The sequence below is a fragment of the Candidatus Desulfatibia sp. genome (assembly GCF_036446775.1).
In the GTDB taxonomy this organism is placed as follows: domain Bacteria; phylum Desulfobacterota; class Desulfobacteria; order Desulfobacterales; family UBA11574; genus Desulfatibia_A.
In genome coordinates this window covers 1-21,496 of the sequence record NZ_JAZFTO010000055.1, presented here as the reverse complement: position 1 = coordinate 21,496, position 21,496 = coordinate 1, and the positions used below count along the sequence as shown (strand labels likewise).

The window sequence follows — 21,496 nt, the reverse complement described above, 5'->3', positions numbered from 1 at the left end:
TGGCTAACCAAACTATCTGCCCAGCAATATCTTGATCAAAGGGTTTAGAAAAAAAGGAATAAGTTTATCCAGCGAATTTGTAATTAGCAAGAAAATAATTATGATCATGCCGAAAGGCTCAATGCGTACAAAGTGCACCCTTAAACGCACCGGCAGAAGCATGGCAAATAGTCGGCCCCCATCCAGGGGGGGCACCGGTATCAGGTTGAAAATAGCCAGTACCAAATTGATGACCACACTATAGGCCAGCATATGAAAGAGGTCCATAATAATGGGTCTGAAAATGGAAGTATACCATATAGATTTAAAATGAAACAGAAGCTGGAAGCTTACCCCCGAGACTACCGCCAGGGCCAGATTGGCAATAACACCTGCTGATGCAACATAAATCGTACTTTTGCGAAGGTCACGAAAATTGGCAAAATTAACCGGAACCGGCTTGGCATATCCAAAAATAATGGGAGAACCTGAGAGTTTTAACACCAGCGGCAGCAGAAATGACCCGAAAAAATCAAGATGCTTGACAGGATTCAGGGTCAATCTTCCTGCCAGCTTGGCGGTGGGGTCTCCCAGTCTGTGAGCAACATAGCCGTGAGCCACCTCGTGGATGGTGACGGCCAAAAGCAAGGGGACAATCATTACCACCAGTTGGTTCAGGTCGAAGTTATTGAACATAATTTTTTACAAAGCCAAGTTCATCATTACGCGTTTTAAGCCGGCCGTTTAATTTTGCATCGAGGGCAGCCTGTAGAATTTCCTTAAAGATCGGTCCGGGCTCAAATCCCATTTTTATAAGATCTTTGCCGGTTACCGAAGGCTGGATATGCCGCAAGTGCGTAAAATAGTTGGAGATCGATTTTTTAACATTTTCGCTTTTGGTTGCCGCCATCATGTACAGAGCCAGTTCTACCCTAAAACCCTTAAGTTGGTGGTAAAGTGTGCTGTTTGAAAGTGGAAGATTGCGTTCCATCCAATACAAGCAACGGTCGGCTTCAAATCGTTCTTTGATGAAAATATCTAGGTAGCGTGGTGCCAGCTCAATCCGCCGGCAGATTTCATGGGTTGTTTCCTTGTCGCAAAGACGGATTAGCGCTATGAAATAAACGGTCCACTTCATATAGAATTCTTCCAAAAAGAGCAAGTCATGCCAGGACAAGACCTTTTTAACGAGATTAAATAAATCTACAAGTTCTTTTGTAAAAGTCATTGAAGGATGGATAACATGTAAAAGATCATATTCGTGTAGCCTGATGATCGCGGGAGTAGGGTTTTCTTCTTCTAGAATTTGGCGCAGTTCAGAAAATACTCTACGGCCGCTGAGCCGTCTGAAAAAATCCATTTTGACGGCATTTGCGATCAGACCTGAAGTCAGTTTTCCTATCGTAAAACCAAAACGCTGCTCGAACCTTATAGCCCTGAAAACACGTGTTGGATCCTCAACAAAACTTAAGTTGTGCAGAACTCTTATGGCTTTTCCCTTAAGGTCCTTTTGAGCTCCAAAAAAATCGATTAAAGTGCCGAATTTGTCGGGGTTTAACTGAATAGACAGGGTATTAACGGTAAAATCCCTGCGAAAAAGGTCGAGTTTGATTGAACTCATTTCCACTGTGGGCAGGGCCGCCGGGAACTTGTAGTATTCCATTCTGGCGGAAGCTACATCGATTTTAAAGCCGTCAGGGAAGATGATTACCGCCGTACCGAATTTTTCATAAGCGTGAATACGTGCCTTGACCGTTTTTGCGTACTCTTGCGCAAAGAAGATACCATCGCCTTCGATAACAATGTCTAAATCTTCATTGGCCCTGTACAGAAACAAGTCGCGGACGAATCCGCCGACAATATAGGCGTCGAAACCATTTTCTTCGGCCTTTCTGCCAATGGATTTCAAAATATCGATGATCCGGCGCGAAAGGCGTTCTTTCATAAATCTTGCAATATTCCTGGTTCTGGCATGGCCGGGTTCCTTCAGCAGCTCCGGGTACTCTTGACTTTTGTGTTGCGTTTGTCGAACCAGAATGTTCAGCAGATCGGTGCGCGTAATAACGCCTTTGATAACATTGTTGTCGATGACAGGGAGCACACGTTGTTTGTTTTCGATTATTTTTTCCTGAATTTCGTGAAGCTCGGCAGCAGGTTTTACAAAAGCAAGCTCTGTGTTCATGTATTCTCTAACGGGGATGTGACCCAGCAGATGAAAAAGGGCTTTTTCTATAATCTGGCGGGTGATAAACCCGAGCATTTTTGTGCCACTGTTTTGTCCTTCGGTAACCAGAAGTGCATTGATATTATAGCGGGTCAGGAGTTCGGCAGCTTCTTTGCAGGGGACATTGGCGTCGACCGTAATGGCAGGGGATGACATTAAATCCTTGGCCCGGCTTCTCGAGCGGATTTTCTTATAGAGAATTTCGGTCAATTCGTGTTCAATCTGTACCAATGTTTTGCCCTTAATGGTTGCAGAAGCCGCAAATGTATGCCCGCCTCCGCCCAGAGGAGTGACGATTGCGCCCACATCGACTTCAGGTATTCTACTGCGGGCCACAATGTACATTTTATCTCCCATACGTGCGATGGTAAAAATAGCGTCAATGTTTTCCATCTTGACCATTTTGTGGACCAGAAAGGCGAAATCCGAGACGTAATTGTCGGTGGTTACGGTTGTAATCACAACTTCAACACCGTTGATATTGTAGCGGGTTGCGGCCTGAATCATATCGTTTAAAAGTCCGATTTGTTCCGGGCTGATTTCTCTGGAGATCAGGCTTGAGATAATGTTTAAATTTGCTCCCTTTGAGAGCAGAAAGGCGGCGGCCTTGAAATCTTTTTCGGTGGTCGAGGGAAACGTAAAAGAGCCCGTATCTTCATAGATACCCAGGCACATGATCGTGGCTTCATCGGGTGAAATTTCGATCCCTTTTTCCATGATAATTTCCGCCAAGATGGTGATGGTCGCGCCCGTTAGCTGGTGAACTTCAAGATGACCGCTGATATCATTAGCAGCCGGTGGATGATGGTCATAGATGTGAATTTCCAAATCAGGCCTTTGCAACACCGAGGCCAGCTTTCCGATACGACCGGCCTGTCTGGTATCAACCAGAACCAGTCGTTTCAAGTCCGAAAAATCGATATCTTTGATCTCTGCCATATTGAAGAGATACACCATGGACTTGATAAAGAAATTTCTTAAATTTTTTTCCTGGGAACCGGGAAAAACTACGAGGGCGTCAGGATACAGCTTTTGGGCCGCAAGCATGGAGGCCAGTGCATCAAAGTCGGCGTTTATATGGGTGGTAATGACGGTAAGATCTTTTTTGCTTAGTAAGCTTTTTTTTGTCACAGCCCGGTCCTATAAGAAAAGTTATGTCTTTTTAATCATATATGATATGGTATATCAAGCGCAAGTTCAAGCAAACTTAACCCCTTAATGAAGAGCCAAGATCGACTCGTCCACTCAATAAAAGAGCGGCGAAGCCGCATTGTATAAAATCGCAAAGCGATTTTATTTGTAAAGCTGTTGTTGTTTTGGTAAGAATATGATACTGAATTATAATAATATTTTGGTATCATACTGTAAATGACAAAAAAACAAAATTCAGGTTACAGATATATTTTCGGGCCTGTTCCATCCCGGCGGTTGGGCACGTCCCTGGGTGTTGATATTGTGCCTCACAAAACATGCACGCTCGATTGTGTCTACTGTGAGTGTGGGAAAACCACCCATCTGACCTTAAAGCGCAAAGAATATGTACCACTGAAACGGGTCAAAGCAGAACTTACAGCCTTTTTAGCAAGTGGCCCACAACTCGATTTTGTAACATTTTCGGGTGCTGGTGAGCCGACGCTCCACAGTGGTTTTGGAGAGCTTGTTAGTTTTATAAAAACTGGTTTTTCACAGCATAAACTTGCTTTGCTGACCAACGGCTCTCTTTTTTATAGATCCGATGTCAGAGCTGAAATTATTGATTTGGATCTTGTAAAAGTATCTCTGGATGCTGTGTATGAAAATAATTTCAGACGAATAAACAGGCCGCACCGGGAATTGGGGCTTTCTCAGATTCTTGAAGGCTTGATTGCTTTCAGAAATAAATTCACGAAACAGTTCTGGATTGAAGTTTTTTTGGTTCCCGGCTATAATGACAGCGAAAGCGAGCTAAAGGAAATAAAAAGTGTCTTAAATATCCTGGCGCCAGACAGAGTTCAACTGAACACGCTTGACCGGCCCGGTACCGAACCCTGGGTAAAGTCTGCCGGCAAAAAGGCATTGACGGACATAGCCGCTTATTTATATAATGCTGAGATTATTAAGCATTTAAAATCAGATCAAAGCAATTGCAATTTTGGCGATGATTTTTTCCAGCGCCTTTTGTCAACCATCAAACGGCGACCGTGCACAGCCAATGATGCTTCACGGCTTTTGGATGCCGATGTTAAAGAGGTTCGAAGGCATCTTTATGCCTTGATTGAGAAAGGGGCGATCACCAAAAAAAAGATGCCCAGGGGAACCTTTTATATGAAGCGAAATTGACTCATATGAGACCCTTGCAAAGGTCTCACCTTAAGAGTACCGGTTTAATATGTTCCAGCAGGTCTCCATTTGAGAGGGAGGATTGATCATGCCAGCTTTTGTGTGGAAGGGAAAAGATAAAAACAATAAAACCAAAAAGGGAGAAATTGAAGCTCCTACCGAAGATGCCGTACGCAACGAATTGATAAGGCGTAAGATTACGAATTTTAAGATCAAACCAAAACCCAAGGATATTTTTGAAAATGTCGCTTTTATGCAGCCCAAAGTGAAGCAGGCTGATATAATTCTTTTTTGCAGGCAATTTTCCACGATGATCGACGCGGGACTACCTATTATTCAATGTCTCGAGATTCTTCATTCTCAGCAGGAGAACGCTACTTTTAAAAAGATGTTGAAAGAGATAAAAAACAATGTTGAAGGCGGCCAAACCTTTGCAGAAGCACTTCGGAAATATCCCAAGCAGTTTGATGATCTTTTCGTCAATATGATTGCAGCCGGTGAAGCCGGCGGTATTCTTGACACGATTCTACGACGGCTTTCCGTATTTTTGGAGAAAGCGGCCAAACTAAAAGCCCAGATCAAAGGTGCCATGACATATCCCATTGTAACCATGGTCATCGCCGCCGTTGTGGTTGGCATCATCATGGTTTTCGTTATTCCTGTATTTGAAGAGATGTTTTCCGGTATGGGAGGTGCGCTACCGATACCCACCCAGATCTGTGTAAATATGAGCCGGTTTATTAAAGGTAATATACACTTTATTATCGGTGGTATCGTTGCATTTATATTTGTTGCAAAGAGGTTTTATGGTACCGAAAAGGGTCGCGTGATTTGTGATGACATTGCTCTGAAGCTGCCGGTATTCGGGGCTTTAATCCGCAAAGCTGCCGTTTCCAAGTTTACGCGTACCACGGGAACAATGCTTTCCAGCGGAGTTTCGATATTAGATTCACTGGAAATTGTTGCTAAAACAGCCGGCAACAAAACCATTGAAAAGGCGGTATACGAGACCCGTGCTGCGATTGCCGAAGGTCGTACAATGTCCGACCCTCTTGCTGAAAGCGGGGTTTTTCCGTCCATGGTGTGCCAGATGATTGCGGTCGGTGAATCCACCGGCGCTCTCGATGACATGTTGGGGAAAATCGCCGACTTTTATGACGAAGAAGTCGACCAGGCTGTGGAAAACATGACCGCATTGATAGAACCGTTTATGCTGGTGTTTCTGGGTGTGGTCATCGGCGGACTGGTCGTTTCAATGTATCTGCCCATATTCAAAATGGCAGCTGCACTGGGTTGATCGATTCGTCAAAACTCTAGATTCGAACCTCGGAGCTTAAACTTTTTATAATCAACCCTTTCAGGGTTAATCCAAGAGACATGCCCTCTGGGCGTGGAGCCTTTGTTATCTATGCCCAACTCCTTTTTGACGTCCGAAAGTGAATATTATCATAGGCTTAAATGGCTTATGTTCTTTCGGCTCCTTTTTACTTCCCTGCTGCTTGGTTCCACGATTATACTGCAGCTTTCAGAGAGTCCTTCGCCGCTGGCCAAACCTCTTTTGGTCTTATACGGCCTTATCGCCGCTATCTTTCTGCTTTCATTTATTTACGCCGTAATTCTGCCCCGATTAAAACGCACACATATCTTTACATACGTTCAAATCGCTGTTGACACATTTATAGTAACGTTGATCATTTTCGTAACCGGCAGTTTTTCAAGCATTTTTTCATTTCTTTACCTTGTTGTGATTATCTATTCGAGTATGCTCCTTTTCAGAAAAGGCATCATAATAATGGCTGCGCTGTGCAGTATCCAGTACGGGATCATGATTGATCTTGAATACTACGGTTTTATTAATCCGTTTGTTATGGAGGGGAGCTTTACAGCCGTTAACTATCCCGGAGGGCATGTTGTTTTTAAAATATTGGTAATTATGGTGGCTTGCTTTGCCGTGGCGTTTTTAAGCAGCCTTTTGTCGGAACAGATCAGAAAGACAAAAGATGAGCTGCTGGCCTTGGAAGAACGTGTCAAACGAGTTGAGAAGTTGGCTTACATGGGTGAAATGGCGGCGGGTATGGCCCATGAAATCAAGAATCCGCTGGCTTCACTGGCGGGCTCGATCCAGATTTTAAGGCAAGAGATTCGCTATCAGCCTGAGCATGACAAATTGATGCAGATCGTTCTGCGGGAGACAGACCGGTTAAGTGTCCTGGCTAATAATTTTCTTTTGTTTGCCAAGCCTCCGGCCGCCAAAGTCGAAAAGATAAAGCTCGACAGCGACTTGGCAGAAACGGTCAGGCTTTTTGAAAAAGACGGTAGTTGTTTTGGAAGGATTTCGATTAAAGAAGATTTTGCACCTGATATCTGGGTCGCAATGGATCCAATCCATCTGCGCCAGGTTCTCTGGAACCTTTTGTTAAACGCAGCTGAGTCGATTGCCGGAAAAGGGTATATCGAGTTGAAAATGTATCCTTTAAAAAACAACTATGCTGAAATCATGATTGCTGATAATGGCTGTGGAATGTCGCCGGAATTGATCAAGTCGATTTTTGACCCTTTTTTTACTACCAAAATCAATGGGACCGGCCTGGGTCTTTCCATAGTTCACAGCATACTCGAATCCTACAATACTTGGCTGGAAATTGAGAGCAGAGTCGACCAGGGGACAGTCATTAGGATGCAGTTAAAGCGTACTGACCCCCCAACTTCGGCTTGACACCTTTTGGTAAATAGGTTAGCAAAAAGGGTTTACCGTACGAAATGTTTATAAAATACCACGAATAGGCGAATTGTTAAATGGAAAAAGCAAGTGATCTCATCGGGCAGCGCAGAAAAAAAATAGAGGATTTAAAAAATAAAAAAATAGATCTTTTCCCCAACGATTTTAATGTTGTCCACACAGTTAGGGATATTGTTAGCTCACTTGAAGAGGTTCCAGATTCTTCGACAGATGAAGATTTTGTATTTGTAGTCGCGGGGCGTATGATGGCGATCAACCGATTCGGAAAAGCATCCTTTATCAGATTCAGGGATCGCACCGGCCAGCTGCAGGCATATATTCGGAAAGACAAAATTGGAGATAAGGCTTACGGTCTTTTTAAACAGCTTGATATCGGAGATTTTGTCGGTTTAAAGGGCGCCATGTTCAAAACCAAAACCGGTGAATGGACGCTGTTGGCCCATGAATTAAAGCTGGTCTGCAAGTCGACGCGGCCGCTTCCGGAAAAATTCCACGGGCTCAAAGATCCTGAAAAGCGTTATCGTCGGCGCTACATTGATTTAATCGTGAATTCAGATGTGCGCAAGATATTTATTAAACGGAGCAAAATCATTCAGGCGATACGTACATTTCTGCTTGAGCGGGATTTTCTTGAAGTGGAAACACCCATGATGCAGTCCGTTCCGGGCGGGGCCGAAGCCACACCGTTTGTCACTCATCATAATGCTTTAGGGATGGACCTTTTTCTGCGAATCGCTCCTGAGCTCTATTTAAAACGTTTGCTTGTCGGTGGTTTTGAAAGGGTTTTTGAAATTAACAGAAATTTCAGGAATGAGGGCGTTTCATCCCGTCACAATCCGGAATTTACCATGCTGGAGTTTTATCAGGCCTATGCTACCTATGAAGACATGATGGACTTGACCGAAAAGATGTTTGCATATGTGACCGAGGCGGTGGCCGGATCAACCACAATTAGCTATCAGGGGGCCACCATAGATATGGGCGCCAAATGGCGCCGCGTGTCCCTTTCTGCGGCCCTGGAGGAGTACGGCAGTGTAGATGCAAATTTACTTAAAGACAAAGAGAAACTTCTTGAACTTGCTGCTTCCAAGGGGATTAAAGTAACCAAAACCGGCCGTCTTGGAAAAATCATTACCAAGCTGTTTGATGTTTTGGTGGAGCCAAAACTTATCCAGCCCACCTTTATTACCGGATATCCGGTGGAGGTTTCTCCGCTTTCCAGAAGAAATGATCAAGATCCCGACCTTACGGATCGCTTTGAGCTTTTTATCGCGGGGCATGAGATTGCCAACGGATTTTCAGAGCTGAATGACCCTGCTGATCAAAAAGACCGTTTTTTGCAGCAAATGGCTGACCGCGAAGCCGGTGATCAAGAGGCCCACTTAATGGACAAAGACTACATTGAAGCGCTGGAATACGGAATGCCGCCGGCCGCCGGCCAGGGGATAGGGATAGACAGACTTACCATGCTGCTTACCGATTCTGATTCTATCCGGGAGGTTATTCTTTTTCCGCACATGAAGCCGAAAGGGGACTAACGCGGGGCATGGCGCAAAACACAAAGTATATACAGTGTTTAAAAGATTTTGGGGTTTCCAATTCAAATACGAATTGAAGACTATTTTTCCACCAGGTGAGAGATACTTGATGCTTGATTCTGGATACTTGATAATTATCTAGTTTTTTAACATTTTTATCCAGCATCGAGTATCCAGAATCCAGCATCTTCCTCAATAATATGAAATAATTACTTATATGCTATACAGTTTTAAACCTAAACACAATCAATAACGATCGCATGTCTTTTGAATACTTCATAGGTGGTCGCTACCTCAGAGCTAAACAGAAAGAAACGTTTCTTTCATTAATTACTTTTCTTTCCGTAGCCGGTGTTGCGATAGGGGTTATGGCCCTGATTGTAGTAATTGCAGTTATGACCGGCTTTGAAGCCGACTTGAAGTCCCGTATATTGGGAGTTGAGTCGCATGTGGTTTTAATGCGTCACGGCGAACCTTTTAGCGATTATCAAAGCGTGTCAAAATATGTAAACAAGTTCGAGGGAGTTGCAGCGGCAACGCCGTTTATTTACAGTCAAGTCATGCTGCGCACCTCATCCGGTGTTGCCGGTGTTGTGCTCAGGGGCATTGACCCTCAATCCGCCGGCCGGGTAATTAAAATTTTAGAAAGCGATTTTTTGCAAAATTTAGATAAGATGCATAAGGAAAAAGGTATGACCGCTTCTATGCCCGGGATCATTTTAGGCCAGGAGCTTTCCAGAAGTCTGGGGGTCGTTGTCGGTGATGTTGTTGCTCTGATATCATCCAGAGGCATGCTATCTCCTGTGGGATACTTACCGGCTATGAAGCGGTTTAAGGTGGCAGGTATTTTTGAAGCCGGCATGTATGAATATGACAGTTCACTGGCTTACGTTCATCTGCAGGATGCTCAGAAAATCCTAAGAATGTCTGATTCCGTGACCGGTATCGAAGTGCGGGTCAATGATATCTATCAAGCCAAGAAGATTGCCGAAAAGATTGTTGCCGGCCTGGGGTTCCCATACTGGGCCAGGGACTGGATGCAGATGAACCACAATCTCTTTTCGGCGCTTAAGCTGGAAAAGACGGTTATGTTTATAATTTTAGCGCTGATTGTTTTGGTAGCCGCCTTTAACATCGCCAGCACGCTGATCATGATGGTAATGGGCAAAACAAAAGATATAGCCATATTAAAAGCCATGGGTTCCACGGATAAAAGCATCCGTAAAATTTTCATCTTCAAAGGGATGATCATCGGTTCAGTCGGCACTGGGATGGGAATTTGTCTGGGGATTTTTCTGTGTAAAATACTGGAAAAATACAAATTCATCGAGCTTCCGGGGGATGTTTACTATATTACGACCCTCCCTGTAAGACTTGAGGCTTTAGATGTTTTTTTGATTGCCGCGGCCGCCATAGTGATATGTTTTTTGGCAACGCTATATCCCGCACATCAGGCATCCAAACTCAATCCTGCTGAGGCGATTCGTTATGGTTAGGTCTGAAAAAACCGACAAAAAGACTGCTGCGGATCGATTGATCGTTGTCAGGGAGCTATGCAAAAGTTTCAATAACAGCGGTTCCCGCATAGATATCCTCAAAGGGGTAAATCTTGATTTGGATGCCGGAGAGACGATTGCAGTTGTTGGCGCTTCCGGAATCGGCAAATCTACGCTACTTCACTTGCTTGGAGCGCTGGACCGGCCCGACAGCGGGACCTTTTTGTTTCAAGGCGAGGATGTATTCCTTTTTGACAGTTTAAAGCTGGCAAGATTTCGAAACGAGTTTATAGGATATGTCTTCCAGTTTCATCATCTTCTCCCCGAGTTTTCAGCACTTGAAAATGTGATGATGCCGGGATTGATTAAAGGGCTGGGCAAAAAAAAAGCTCGGAAAGCGGCGGAACCAATTCTTGTCAGGGTTGGGCTCAAAGATCGCTTATTCTACAGGGTCGGCAAACTTTCAGGAGGTGAACTGCAAAGAGTGGCCCTGGCGAGAGCCCTAGTTCTTAAACCGGTTGTGCTTCTGGCCGATGAGCCTACCGGTAATTTGGACAAGAAAAACAGCGAGCAGGTCCACAATTTGCTTTTGGAACTGAATCGTGAATTTTGTGTTACGCTGGTTGTAATAACCCACAATATGGAACTTGCATCTTATATGTCACGCCGTGCGACAATTATTGACGGCAAACTGGTGGAGCTGGAAAATTGAACAATGTAAAAAGATGTTTAGTCTTGTTTGTTATCGTGATCCTGACGCTGGTGCCTAATACTGCTTGTCCGCTGGAGGCGGTTCGGGTTGCTGTGTTGCCGTTTGAAGTCCATTCAGTAAAAGACCTTGCTTATATGCAAACCGAAATCGCCGGGATTATCAAGAAACATTTAAAACAGGATGGTGCGGTTGTTGTGGATTTGGAGTTAAAACCCGAGTTGAGGGGCAAAATAGCCGCAGGGGTCGACGGCATCCGTAATTTGGGCGTTAAGAGTGGTGCCGACTATATTGTTTGGGGAAGTTTAACCTGGATTGGGCAGCGGTTCAGCATGGACGCAAAGATGATCGAGACCTTTGGTGAGGCGCCACCGAATGTTTTTTTCGTGGAAGGAAAAAGCATAGAGACTCTCCTGGGAACCGTGAAGGAGCTTGCTGATAAAATCGGGATGAAGATTTTTAAGCGCGAAAAGGTTGCCAAGGTGCTGATTAAAGGCAACAAGCGGATAGAGTCTGATGCTATCCTGCGGGTTATCAAAACCGCTCCGGGCGACATCATGCTGGCCAAGAGCCTTTCGGATGACTTAAAGGCTGTATATTCCATGGGGTATTTTGATGATATCCGCATTGAGGCTGAAGACGGAACTGAAGGAAAGACCATCACCTTCAGGATAAAGGAGAAACCGAACGTCCGAAAAATTCGCATAGAGGGCAACAGGCGTATCGAAGATGAAGATATACAAGAAGTGTTAGCCATCAGAACGGGCTCAATACTGAACATCAAAACAATCCACGACAGTGTTAGGCAAATAGAAGATCTTTACAAGGAAAAAAATTATCACAACGTCAAAATTACTTATAATATTGAGTACCTTGAAAAAAATCAGGCTATTGTCAAATTTGTTATCGCCGAAGGAGCAAAGGTCCGTATAAAAAGAATCGTTTTTGAAGGCAATACAGCTTATAAAGACAAAAAATTAAAAAAAATGATGGAAACGTCAGAAAAAGGCTTCTTTTCATGGCTGACGTCGTCCGGCGATATGAATACGGCGGACCTAAACCAGGACATTGCCAAGCTTTCGGCCTTTTATCACAACAGTGGTTATATACAAGCCAAAGTAGGGGAACCGAATATTGAATTTAAAGAAAATTGGATATATATCACAATTAAAATTGTTGAAGGACCGCGATTTGAGGTCGGAAATATCGATATTGCCGGTGACCTGATTTTTCCCAAAGAGGAATTGCTGGAAAAACTGAAAATTACTAAAGAAACGTTTTTCAACCGAGAAGTTGTCCGTAACGATGTGCTTACGTTGACCGATTTTTACGCTGACGAAGGTTATGCCTACGCCGAAATAGCACCACGTATTCACCAGGATGCCGAAAAGTTGATCGTCAATATCACCTATGATGTTAAAAAGAATAAACAGGTCTATTTTGAAACCATCATTATCAGCGGAAACACTAAGACAAGAGACAAGGTAATCCGTCGGGAGCTTAAAGTTTATGAACAGGAATTGTACAACGGAAAAGGATTAAAACGCGGCGTACGCAATCTGTACCGCCTGGATTACTTCGAAGAAGTCAAGGTTAACACGTTGCAGGGAAGCAGCGACGACAAGATGGTCTTAAAGATTGACGTTGCTGAAAAACCCACGGGTGCCTTCACCTTCGGCGGCGGCTATAGCAGCGTTGAGAATGCTTTTATGATGTTTTCGACTTCACAGAGAAATCTTTTCGGGCGCGGCCAAACCCTACAGTTGAAGGCCGAGCTGGGCGGGAGGACAACCCAGTATAACCTGAGTTTTACCGAACCGTGGTTGTTTGATATTCCTTGGTCAGCCGGTTTTAAGATTTTCAAACTGGACAGGGATTATGATACGTACGACAAGGAAAGCTTCGGCGGGGGAGTGTGGTCCAGCTATCCGATTCTTGACTATACCCGCGCCACTGTTAGGTATGAATACGAGGATGCGGACATTAAAAATGTTACCCTTGATGCTTCAGATTCCATTAGGAAACTTGAAGGAACCAATGTAGAGAGCAGCATAACTACAGGGCTGCAATATGATTCCAGGAACAGTTTTTTTAATGCTACGGAGGGGTCAAAACACAATATCTCCGTGCAATATGCCGGTCTCGGGGGCGATATCGGCTTTACAAAGTATTTGGCGGAAACCGGATGGTTTATACCGTTATTTAAGGATTTAGTGGGTGTTTTACATGGCAAAACAGGTTATGTCGCCGGGCACTCCGGCAAGACGCTCCCGGATTGGGAACGGTTTTATCTGGGCGGTATAAATTCCCTGCGCGGTTTTGACTGGCGGGACATAAGCCCAATAGAAATCAATGAAAATGGTGTTGAATCCAAGGTTGGGGGAGACAAATTTATCCAGATTAACATTGAACTGAAGCATCCTCTGTTTAAGGATGCCGGTGTCTGGGGCGTGGCCTTTTTTGATACCGGCAATGTATATAACAATGATCAGGATCTTGATCTGGGCAACATGCGTGAAAGCGTCGGATACGGTTTTAGGTGGTATTCTCCCGTAGGTCCCATCCGCCTTGAATATGGATACATCCTTGATCCCGAAGAAGGCCGGGGCCAAGGCGGGCGCTGGGAGTTTTCAATGGGCGGGGTATTCTTTTAGCCGGGATATTTTATTAACCTAAACTGATCGGTTCTAGGTTCAGAGTTCTAGGTTCAAAGGTTATAACATCTTGACATTACTTAACGTTACAACTCAATGTCAGGATTGATCTCTTGCACCCATTGGGTGAGAATTGCTTGCCGCCTCTATTGAGGCGTAACTCTTTTGAATTGAGCCTGTTAGGGCTCATAAACCCGGAACCCCTGGCCCAGACCTGATTTCAAGAAGTTGGATCCAGGCATATGTTTTTAATAGCAGAGGGTCGATTTCCTAGATAACGGTCGTCGCGCTCTCCGAGGCGTAGGCTCATGTCTCTACGAGCCGGAGGCCAGGGCGGGCTTGAACGTTGAACCGTTCAACCTAGGATTAACTTAGATACGCGGTCTCAATGAGTTGATAAATAGTAAAGGAGGAGTAATGCGAAGGTTTAAAATAGCTTTTGTGGCAACATTTTTAACGTTTTGTTTTTTGGCGGCGCCTTTGTACGGCGCAGACGTTGCCAAAATCGGCATTGTCGATTTTCAGAGAATTTTTGAGACATCGAGTGCCGGCAAAATAGCCCAGGCAGAAATCAGTAAACAGGGTAAAAAAATGGAGGCCGATCTCAAGGAGCGCGGGGCTGAAATCGATGAAATAAAAAAGAAGCTTGAACGGGAAGCGCTGGTTATGAGTAAGGAGATGCGTCAAGAGCGAGAACGAGAAATTAGAATAAAAATCAATGATATAAAGACTTTACAGAAAAAATATATGAATGATTTCAAGTTGCAGGAGCAACGGCTCGTGAATCGCATCAAGAAAGATATCTTTAAGATTATTGATGATATTGCTAAAAAGCAAGGTTATCTGCTTATCCTCGAAAAACGTGAGGGCGGTGTGCTGTATACTCCCAAAACAAACGAAATCACCGACAAAATAATCCAAATCTACAATGCCAAATTTGCTCAGAATGTAAATGAAAAGGGCAAAACCAAGAAGAAATAGATAATGGAAATATCACTAGCTAAAATTGCTGAGATTGTCGCCGGTGAGGTTAAAGGGGATGTCCACAAACGAATTCGTGATGTAGCCCCTTTTGACGAAGCCCACAGTGATGCAATAACATTGGCCGGAAACCCAAAATTTTTAAAACAGATCGATGCAACCGATGCCGGGGCGGTTATTGTACCCCGTGATTTTCAGGCGTCTTTGAAAAACCTGGTACTGGTGGAAAATCCTCAAGTTGCTTTTGCTAAAGTCCTTAAAATTTTTCATCCACCTTTAAAACCGCAACCGGGGATAAGTTCAGAGGCTCATATCGGAGAGGAATTTACAGGCGGCCAAGACGTTTCCATTGCGCCTTTTGCAGCAATTGGCAACAATGTTACCGTAGGGCAGCGTGTCAATATTTCCTCCAACGTTTTTATCGGGGACAACGTTGTCATTGGGAATGATGTGAAGGTCCATCCCAACGTTGCAATTTTGGAGCGCTGCAGAGTTGGGAACAGGGTGATTATTCATGCCGGGACGATTGTCGGCAGTGATGGTTTCGGTTTTGCTCCTGACGGAGAAACGTATTACAAGATTCCCCATATCGGTATTGTCCAGATAGATGATGATGTTGAAATAGGTGCGCTCAACACTATCGACAGGGGTACATTTGGCAAAACCTGGATTCAAAAGGGCGTTAAGACCGACAACCTGGTTCATGTCGCTCATAATGTGACTGTAGGTGAAAATTCGATCCTGGTGGCGCAAGTCGGAATTTCAGGCAGTGTTACCATAGGGAAACACGCCGTATTGGCAGGGCAGGCCGGCGTTGCCGGTCATCTTAACATCGGAGATAATGTAATCATCGGCCCGCAGTCCGGTGTTGCCAAGTCGGTGCCGAGCGGCGAAGTTGTTTCAGGGTCGGTGGCGATGCCTCATCGCATATGGCTTAAGGTACAAAGGATACTGCCTACGTTGCCTGAACTTAAAAAGAGACTGTCAGAAGTCGAAAAAAGATTGAGGAAATATGAAGATAACTTATGATATTCAGAAAATCATGAAATTGTTACCTCATCGCTATCCTTTTATTATGATCGATCGCATCATTGAACTTGTGCCCGGTGAAAAGGTTGTGGCTTTGAAAAACGTAACTATCAACGAGCCTTTTTTTCAGGGCCATTTCCCGGGAGAGCCCATTATGCCCGGAGTACTGATTGTCGAGGCCATGGGCCAAGCCGGTGCCATACTGGCTTCTGAATCCATGGATCGGGGAAAGAAGGGTTCGCTGATTTTTTTTATGGGGATGGATAAGGTCAAATTTCGGAAACCTGTTGTTCCCGGTGACCAGCTTATCTTTGAGATTCGATTTATGAAACAGCGATCTCAAGCTTTTAAGATGTCCGGCATCGCCAGCGTTGATGATAAACGTGTGGCCCAAGCGGAACTGTTGGCTACTTTTGGAGAAAAATCATGATACATGCGACGGTAATTGTCGATTCGGGGGCGGAAGTCGACTCCAATGTAGTCATCGGTCCTTATTCAGTCATCGGCGATAACGTTATTATCGGGTCAGGAACGGTTATTGGACCCCATGTCGTTGTTGATCCGTACACGAGCATTGGACCGGACTGTCGAATTTATCAGTATGCCGCCGTCGGAACTGTTCCCCAGGATTTGAAATTTAGGGGCGAAAAGTCGTTTGTCAAGATCGGTGCTAAAACGACTGTGCGCGAATTTGTTACTATTCACCGGGGAACGGCAGAGGGCGGCGGAATTACCGAAGTCGGGGAAGAGAATCTGTTGATGGCCTACACTCATGTCGCCCATGACTGTATTACCGGCCGAGGAGTAATTCTTTCCAATAATGCAACCTTGGGCGGGCATATTATTATTGGTGATTATGCTGTTATCGGCGGCCTTGTGGCCATTCATCAGTTTGTGCGGGTCGGAGATTATGCTTTTGTGGGCGGAAAATCTGCGGTGGTAAAAGATATTCCGCCCTATGTTATAGCATCAGGCGACAGGGCCAGTCTGCACGGTTTAAATAATGTCGGCTTGAAGCGCAAAGGGTTTCCCCAAGAAACTTTATTGCAACTGAAAAAAGCATACAGAATTATTTTCCGTATCGGGTTAAGCCTGAATGAAGCCATTGAAAGAGTACGCGCAGAGGTTCAACAGATACCTGAGGTTATAAATTTTATCGAATTCATCAAATCTTCTCAGCGCGGGATTACCAGGTGATTAGCCGTCTGCTAAATAAAGATTTTATAATTTATGTCAAGTTTTTATAGCACACTAAAATGCAAGGGATAAGCTGATACTGGATTAAACAAGGATTTTTTTATCCATCCAGCATCGAGCATCCAGTATCCAGTATCTCTAAGTCTCGTCGGCTTGCTCCCGCCTGTGGAATAGGGGTCGGAGAGGCGAAGCTTCGTTGTCTCTAATGTTCTAAGGAGGTTTATGAAAAGACTCCGCGTTGGTGTTGTCGGTGTCGGCTATCTTGGTAGATTTCATGCTGAAAAGTATGCAAGTATGGCTGAGGTAGACCTTGTTGGCGTTGCCGATACCAACATGCCACAAGCTGCGAGTATCGCCGGCAATTACCGTACCACGGCATATTCAACCTATCAGGACCTTTTTGGGAAAGTGGATGCTGTCAGCATCGTTGTCCCGACTCCATCCCATTTTACGGTCGCCATGGATTTTTTGAAGAATGATGTTGATGTCCTCATCGAAAAGCCCATGACAACCACCCTTGAAGAGGCTGATACGCTGATTCGTTTTGCAGAATCAAAAGGTCTTATCATTCAGGTGGGGCACCTTGAACGATTTAATCCTGCAGTTGTTGCTCTGAAGGATATTGTTCAGAATCCGATGTTCATCGAGTCCCACCGGTTGAGTATCTACAAGGATCGCGGCACCGACGTCAGCGTGGTCCTTGACCTTATGATTCATGATATCGATATTATTTTGAACTTCGTCAAGTCAGATGTCAGCGAAATCCGTGCGGCGGGAATCCCTGTTATCGCTGAAAACGTTGATATTGCAAATGCACGTCTTGAATTTCAAAGCGGATGTGTTGCCAATGTTACCGCCAGTCGTATTTCGACCAAAAATGAACGTAAAATTAGACTGTTCCAAAAAGATGCCTATGTGTCAGTCGATTTTACGAGCCAGGAAATTACCGTTATCCGGCAGAATAGTAAAAAAAATGACGGCTTGATTCCGGGCATGGAAATTAAGCAGCTTTGTTTTACAAAAGGTGACGCCTTGGAAGATGAAATAAAATCTTTTTTACAAGCGGTCGTCAACCGTAAAACACCACCGGTTACGGGACAGATGGGACGTGATGCCCTAAAAATAGCTTTAAATATTATGGAGCAGATCAAAAATTCTGTCAGCCGGCTGTCCGACACCAGCGAATGATTAATTCGCAAAAAGAACCCCAATCAGCAAGACTCAATTGAGGTTTTGGCAATCCGTCGACACGATGATTTGAACATTTTTAGGTGCAAATTTTTACTAATACCAATGGGTCCCATTTCCGAAAAAAAGTGTATAATGATAATTGCCGGTGAAGCTTCCGGCGACCATCACGGGGCCAAGCTGGTAAATGCCATGCAAAAAAAAAACAATGCGCTCTTTTTCTGCGGCATCGGCGGACAGGCTCTAAAAAATGAGGGTGTCAGGATTTTAGTTGATGCTTCCGAACTTGCCGTTGTGGGGATTACAGAGGTTTTATCCAAAATAACCAGTATATTAAAAGGACTGTCGGTTGCCAAAAAAGCCCTTAAAACAATGCATCCCGACCTGCTCGTCTTGATCGATTTTCCAGATTTTAACCTTAATGTCGCTGCGACTGCCAAGAAGCTTAAAATACCCGTGCTTTATTATATCAGCCCCCAGGTTTGGGCCTGGAGGCCGGGTCGTGTTAAAAAAATAGGAAAAGTAGTGAATCATATGGCGGTTATTTTACCGTTTGAAGCAGATTTTTTTAAAAGGCATCAGATCCCCGTGACATTTGTCGGCCATCCTTTACTCGACAAAGATCATTTAACCCCGATCAATGCTTTGGAAAGGCAGGCCGAGTCTAATCCTACTGTCGGACTTCTCCCCGGCTCCCGTGACCGGGAGATTGCCAGGCATCTGCCGGTGATGCTGGATGCTGCGCGAATATTGGCAGAACGCATCAAGAACATAAAATTTGTAATTTCAGTTGCTCCTGCTGTAGGAAAACAATACGTAGAAGCGATCATTGCAAAACACAAAGCTTTAATTAACTTTGAGATGATCGAAGGCCGGGTAGATGAAGTTTTTGAAAAATGCAGACTTGTCGTTGCCGCTTCGGGTACGGTTACCCTGGAATCTGCAATTTCCGGCACACCGATGGTAATCATCTACAAATTGTCCCCGATTAGCTACTGGTTGGGCCGGGTTTTGATCCGTGTAAAACATATCGGCCTTGTTAACCTTATTGCAGGTAAAAGGGTTGTTCCTGAACTGTTGCAGGGGGAAGCCTCTCCCAGTAAGATAGCAGATACAGTTTTTGAGATGTTAAATGACGTTCCCGGTTTGGAGCGTTTGAGAAACGAGCTTTTGAGCACAAGAGATATGCTGGGCGAGCCGGGGGCCTCGGAGCGCGTTGCCGATATAGCCCTGAATATGCTTTAACCAAGCTATTACATAACCCGTACAAGCGCCGAGCACGGGGACAGGCCGGAAAAGAAAAAAATATCACGAAAGCACGAAATGACGAAAACACGAAAAAAGATATTAATAAAATTTCGTGCTTTCCCTCTTTCGTGTTTTCGTGATTGACTTTAATTGTTTGTCACAAAATACTCAAAATTCACAATTAAGAAACAAAAAAACTGGGTCATCTATACGTTTTATAGAAATGGCGATTTTGAAAAAAATAACAAAACCGGTCTTGAGAGATAGACACAAACGGATCTTTGCCCTGATTAAGGAAAACAGGTTCCGTCTATTTTTGGCAATGGCATGTATGCTGGTCATGGCTGCGGCCACCGCGGCCACTGCTTTTTTGGTAAAACCGGTACTGGATGATATTTTTTTTAATAAGGACACCTTAATGCTGAAGATAATTCCGGCGGCCGTTATTCTGATATACTTGCTACGCGGTCTGGCAACGTACGGGCAGGACTATTTGATGAATTATGTGGGTGAAAGCATTATCAGGCGTTTGCGCGATGACCTCTATAGCCATATTCAGGACCTGCCGATCGCCTTTTTTCACAAAGAAAAGACCGGTGTCCTTATGTCGCGTGTTATGGGTGACGTCGGCATTGTCAAGACCATGGTTTCTACGGCGGTTACAAGTTCCTTGAAAGATTGTTTTACGATAGTGGGCTTGACCATCGTTATCTTTTACCGGGACTGGAAAATGGCTATATTTGCCTTTATAATTTTACCGCTGGCTTTCTTTCCGATTGTGGAGTTCGGGAGGCGGGTGCGCCGAATCAGTACCAGTTACCAGGAAACCGTGGCCGATTTAAGTTCTTTTCTGCATGAAACCTTTGCAGGCAACAAGATCGTCAAGGCTTTTGGAATGGAGCAGTATGAAAAGAAGCGTTTTTACCAGAGAACTCTCGGGCTTTTTAAACTGGAGATGAAAGCCGTTATTGCGCGCTCATTGTCTTCACCCATCATGGAGTTCCTGGGCGGACTCGGCATTGCTTTTATCATATGGTACGGGGGATCTAAGGTGCTTGCGGGTACTTCCACCGCCGGAACATTTTTCTCTTTTATGGCTGCAGTTCTAATGCTGTATGATCCGGTAAAGAAGTTAAGCGGTCTCAATAACGCGGTTCAGCAAGGGCTTGCTGCGGTCGACAGAATTTTTGACGTCATGGAGACAAAATCAGAAATCAAAGAGCCCCAAAACCCTGTAGTACTTAAACGCGGACCACACAGGGTAACTTTCGAAAACGTATTTTTTAAATATGAAGAGGATATGACATTAAAAGACATCAATCTGGATGTGCAGGCCGGCGAAATTTTAGCGCTGGTCGGTATGAGCGGTGGGGGAAAAACCTCTCTGGTTAACCTGTTGCCCAGATTTTATGATGTCACAAAAGGGGCGATCATGATCGACGGTGTCGATATCCGCAAGACGTCGATATCTTCGCTGCGGGATCAGATGGCCATCGTTACCCAGGAACCGATACTTTTTAACGATTCCGTGCGCAACAATATCGCCTATGGCAATTACAAAGCTTCGGATGAAGAAATCCGAAGGGCGGCACAGGCCGCCTATGCTTATGATTTTATTCAAAACTTTCCCGGCCAGTTTGAAACCAATATCGGAGAACTGGGCGCGCGCCTTTCCGGAGGAGAAAAACAGAGAATCTGTATCGCCCGGGCACTTTTGAAGGATGCTCCCATTTTAATTCTTGACGAAGCCACTTCTTCTCTTGATGCGGAATCGGAGATGCTGGTTCAAAAGGCCCTTGAGAATCTGATGAAAGGCCGTACTACTTTTGTGATTGCTCATAGACTTTCAACCATCGATTATGCCGACAGAATTATTGTTATCGTAAACGGCCGGATGGTGGAAGAAGGCACACAGGAAGAACTGATTGTACGGCAAGGGGAATTTTTCAAACTTTATCAGATGCAGTCCAGTAACAGTCAGGACAATATATTTCGTAACTTCTCGATAAGTGCTGGGGAATAATTGGGAGCATTACCGATTTGTTAAAATGGTTCTCACCCATTAACTTATTTATTTTTTGAGCGAAAACCTCGCAATCAGGTTTCAGGTGTCAGTAGTAAGAAAAGAAGTGTCCATTCACGGAGTAGTTAAGTTAGTGGAAATTCCAAATAACAAATCTCAAATCATTTACCC

16 protein-coding genes are annotated in these 21,496 nt (G+C 44.5%); 14 read left to right on the top strand and 2 right to left on the bottom strand.

Annotated features, from left to right (window positions below):
- Positions 1-12: 12 nt before the first annotated feature.
- Both V3S16_RS02480 and V3S16_RS02475 read right to left on the bottom strand, forming a co-directional pair.
- A complete protein-coding gene (locus tag V3S16_RS02480) occupies positions 13-675 on the bottom strand; it encodes a site-2 protease family protein (protein ID WP_413883094.1) in 663 nt (220 codons plus the stop codon).
- Positions 665-3,334 carry a CBS domain-containing protein gene (locus V3S16_RS02475; protein ID WP_413883093.1) on the bottom strand — a complete coding sequence of 890 codons (2,670 nt, stop codon included), beginning with the start codon at positions 3,332-3,334 and terminating at the stop codon, positions 665-667. The genes V3S16_RS02480 and V3S16_RS02475 overlap by 11 nt, the downstream gene beginning before the upstream one ends.
- A 237-nt stretch (positions 3,335-3,571) precedes the next feature.
- Here V3S16_RS02475 and V3S16_RS02470 point away from each other — a divergent pair, with 237 nt between their 5' ends.
- The 14 genes from V3S16_RS02470 (at position 3,572) to V3S16_RS02405 (ending at position 21,325) form a co-directional block, all read left to right on the top strand.
- Positions 3,572-4,522, top strand: a complete 951-nt coding sequence (locus V3S16_RS02470; RefSeq protein WP_413883092.1) for a radical SAM protein — start codon at positions 3,572-3,574, stop codon at positions 4,520-4,522.
- Positions 4,523-4,610: 88 nt separating this feature from the next.
- Positions 4,611-5,819: a type II secretion system F family protein gene (locus V3S16_RS02465; RefSeq protein WP_413883091.1), complete on the top strand. Its 1,209-nt coding sequence runs from the start codon at positions 4,611-4,613 to the stop codon at positions 5,817-5,819.
- A gap of 168 nt (positions 5,820-5,987) precedes the next feature.
- The gene (locus tag V3S16_RS02460; RefSeq protein ID WP_413883090.1) at positions 5,988-7,238 is read left to right on the top strand and encodes a two-component system sensor histidine kinase NtrB; all 1,251 of its coding nucleotides are present in this window, start codon (positions 5,988-5,990) and stop codon (positions 7,236-7,238) included.
- 80 nt (positions 7,239-7,318) lie between these two features.
- Positions 7,319-8,800 carry a lysine--tRNA ligase gene (gene lysS / locus V3S16_RS02455; protein WP_413883089.1) on the top strand — a complete coding sequence of 494 codons (1,482 nt, stop codon included), beginning with the start codon at positions 7,319-7,321 and terminating at the stop codon, positions 8,798-8,800.
- 260 nt (positions 8,801-9,060) lie between these two features.
- The gene (locus V3S16_RS02450; protein ID WP_413883088.1) at positions 9,061-10,296 is read left to right on the top strand and encodes a lipoprotein-releasing ABC transporter permease subunit; all 1,236 of its coding nucleotides are present in this window, start codon (positions 9,061-9,063) and stop codon (positions 10,294-10,296) included.
- Positions 10,289-11,008: an ABC transporter ATP-binding protein gene (locus tag V3S16_RS02445; RefSeq protein ID WP_413883087.1), complete on the top strand. Its 720-nt coding sequence runs from the start codon at positions 10,289-10,291 to the stop codon at positions 11,006-11,008. The genes V3S16_RS02450 and V3S16_RS02445 overlap by 8 nt, the downstream gene beginning before the upstream one ends.
- Positions 11,005-13,659: an outer membrane protein assembly factor BamA gene (bamA, locus tag V3S16_RS02440; RefSeq protein ID WP_413883086.1), complete on the top strand. Its 2,655-nt coding sequence runs from the start codon at positions 11,005-11,007 to the stop codon at positions 13,657-13,659. Before V3S16_RS02445 ends, bamA begins: the two co-directional genes overlap by 4 nt.
- A gap of 417 nt (positions 13,660-14,076) precedes the next feature.
- On the top strand, positions 14,077-14,640 hold the full coding sequence (locus tag V3S16_RS02435) for an OmpH family outer membrane protein (RefSeq protein ID WP_413883085.1): 564 nt from the start codon (positions 14,077-14,079) through the stop codon (positions 14,638-14,640).
- Positions 14,641-14,643: 3 nt separating this feature from the next.
- Positions 14,644-15,669 (top strand): UDP-3-O-(3-hydroxymyristoyl)glucosamine N-acyltransferase, encoded by a 1,026-nt coding sequence (lpxD, locus tag V3S16_RS02430; protein ID WP_413883084.1) that lies wholly within the window; start codon positions 14,644-14,646, stop codon positions 15,667-15,669.
- A complete protein-coding gene (gene fabZ, locus V3S16_RS02425; RefSeq protein WP_413883083.1) occupies positions 15,653-16,099 on the top strand; it encodes a 3-hydroxyacyl-ACP dehydratase FabZ in 447 nt (148 codons plus the stop codon). The genes lpxD and fabZ overlap by 17 nt, the downstream gene beginning before the upstream one ends.
- Positions 16,096-16,866 (top strand): acyl-ACP--UDP-N-acetylglucosamine O-acyltransferase, encoded by a 771-nt coding sequence (lpxA, locus tag V3S16_RS02420; protein ID WP_413883082.1) that lies wholly within the window; start codon positions 16,096-16,098, stop codon positions 16,864-16,866. The genes fabZ and lpxA overlap by 4 nt, the downstream gene beginning before the upstream one ends.
- A 222-nt stretch (positions 16,867-17,088) precedes the next feature.
- Positions 17,089-18,054, top strand: a complete 966-nt coding sequence (locus tag V3S16_RS02415; protein ID WP_413883081.1) for a Gfo/Idh/MocA family oxidoreductase — start codon at positions 17,089-17,091, stop codon at positions 18,052-18,054.
- A gap of 135 nt (positions 18,055-18,189) precedes the next feature.
- Positions 18,190-19,299, top strand: a complete 1,110-nt coding sequence (gene lpxB / locus V3S16_RS02410; protein ID WP_413883080.1) for a lipid-A-disaccharide synthase — start codon at positions 18,190-18,192, stop codon at positions 19,297-19,299.
- A gap of 235 nt (positions 19,300-19,534) precedes the next feature.
- A complete protein-coding gene (locus V3S16_RS02405; RefSeq protein WP_413883079.1) occupies positions 19,535-21,325 on the top strand; it encodes an ABC transporter ATP-binding protein in 1,791 nt (596 codons plus the stop codon).
- Positions 21,326-21,496: the final 171 nt, after the last annotated feature.

What these genes read in the sequence shown, in the direction of transcription:
- V3S16_RS02480 (WP_413883094.1), bottom strand. Translation starts at nt 675, where the DNA reads ATGTTCAATAACTTCGACCTGAACCAACTGGTGGTAATGATTGTCCCC.
- V3S16_RS02470 (WP_413883092.1), top strand. Translation starts at nt 3,572, where the DNA reads ATGACAAAAAAACAAAATTCAGGTTACAGATATATTTTCGGGCCTGTT.
- V3S16_RS02465 (WP_413883091.1), top strand. Translation starts at nt 4,611, where the DNA reads ATGCCAGCTTTTGTGTGGAAGGGAAAAGATAAAAACAATAAAACCAAA.
- V3S16_RS02460 (WP_413883090.1), top strand. Translation starts at nt 5,988, where the DNA reads ATGTTCTTTCGGCTCCTTTTTACTTCCCTGCTGCTTGGTTCCACGATT.
- lysS (WP_413883089.1), top strand. Translation starts at nt 7,319, where the DNA reads ATGGAAAAAGCAAGTGATCTCATCGGGCAGCGCAGAAAAAAAATAGAG.
- V3S16_RS02450 (WP_413883088.1), top strand. Translation starts at nt 9,061, where the DNA reads ATGTCTTTTGAATACTTCATAGGTGGTCGCTACCTCAGAGCTAAACAG.
- V3S16_RS02445 (WP_413883087.1), top strand. Translation starts at nt 10,289, where the DNA reads ATGGTTAGGTCTGAAAAAACCGACAAAAAGACTGCTGCGGATCGATTG.
- V3S16_RS02435 (WP_413883085.1), top strand. Translation starts at nt 14,077, where the DNA reads ATGCGAAGGTTTAAAATAGCTTTTGTGGCAACATTTTTAACGTTTTGT.
- lpxD (WP_413883084.1), top strand. Translation starts at nt 14,644, where the DNA reads ATGGAAATATCACTAGCTAAAATTGCTGAGATTGTCGCCGGTGAGGTT.
- fabZ (WP_413883083.1), top strand. Translation starts at nt 15,653, where the DNA reads ATGAAGATAACTTATGATATTCAGAAAATCATGAAATTGTTACCTCAT.
- lpxA (WP_413883082.1), top strand. Translation starts at nt 16,096, where the DNA reads ATGATACATGCGACGGTAATTGTCGATTCGGGGGCGGAAGTCGACTCC.
- V3S16_RS02415 (WP_413883081.1), top strand. Translation starts at nt 17,089, where the DNA reads ATGAAAAGACTCCGCGTTGGTGTTGTCGGTGTCGGCTATCTTGGTAGA.
- lpxB (WP_413883080.1), top strand. Translation starts at nt 18,190, where the DNA reads ATGATAATTGCCGGTGAAGCTTCCGGCGACCATCACGGGGCCAAGCTG.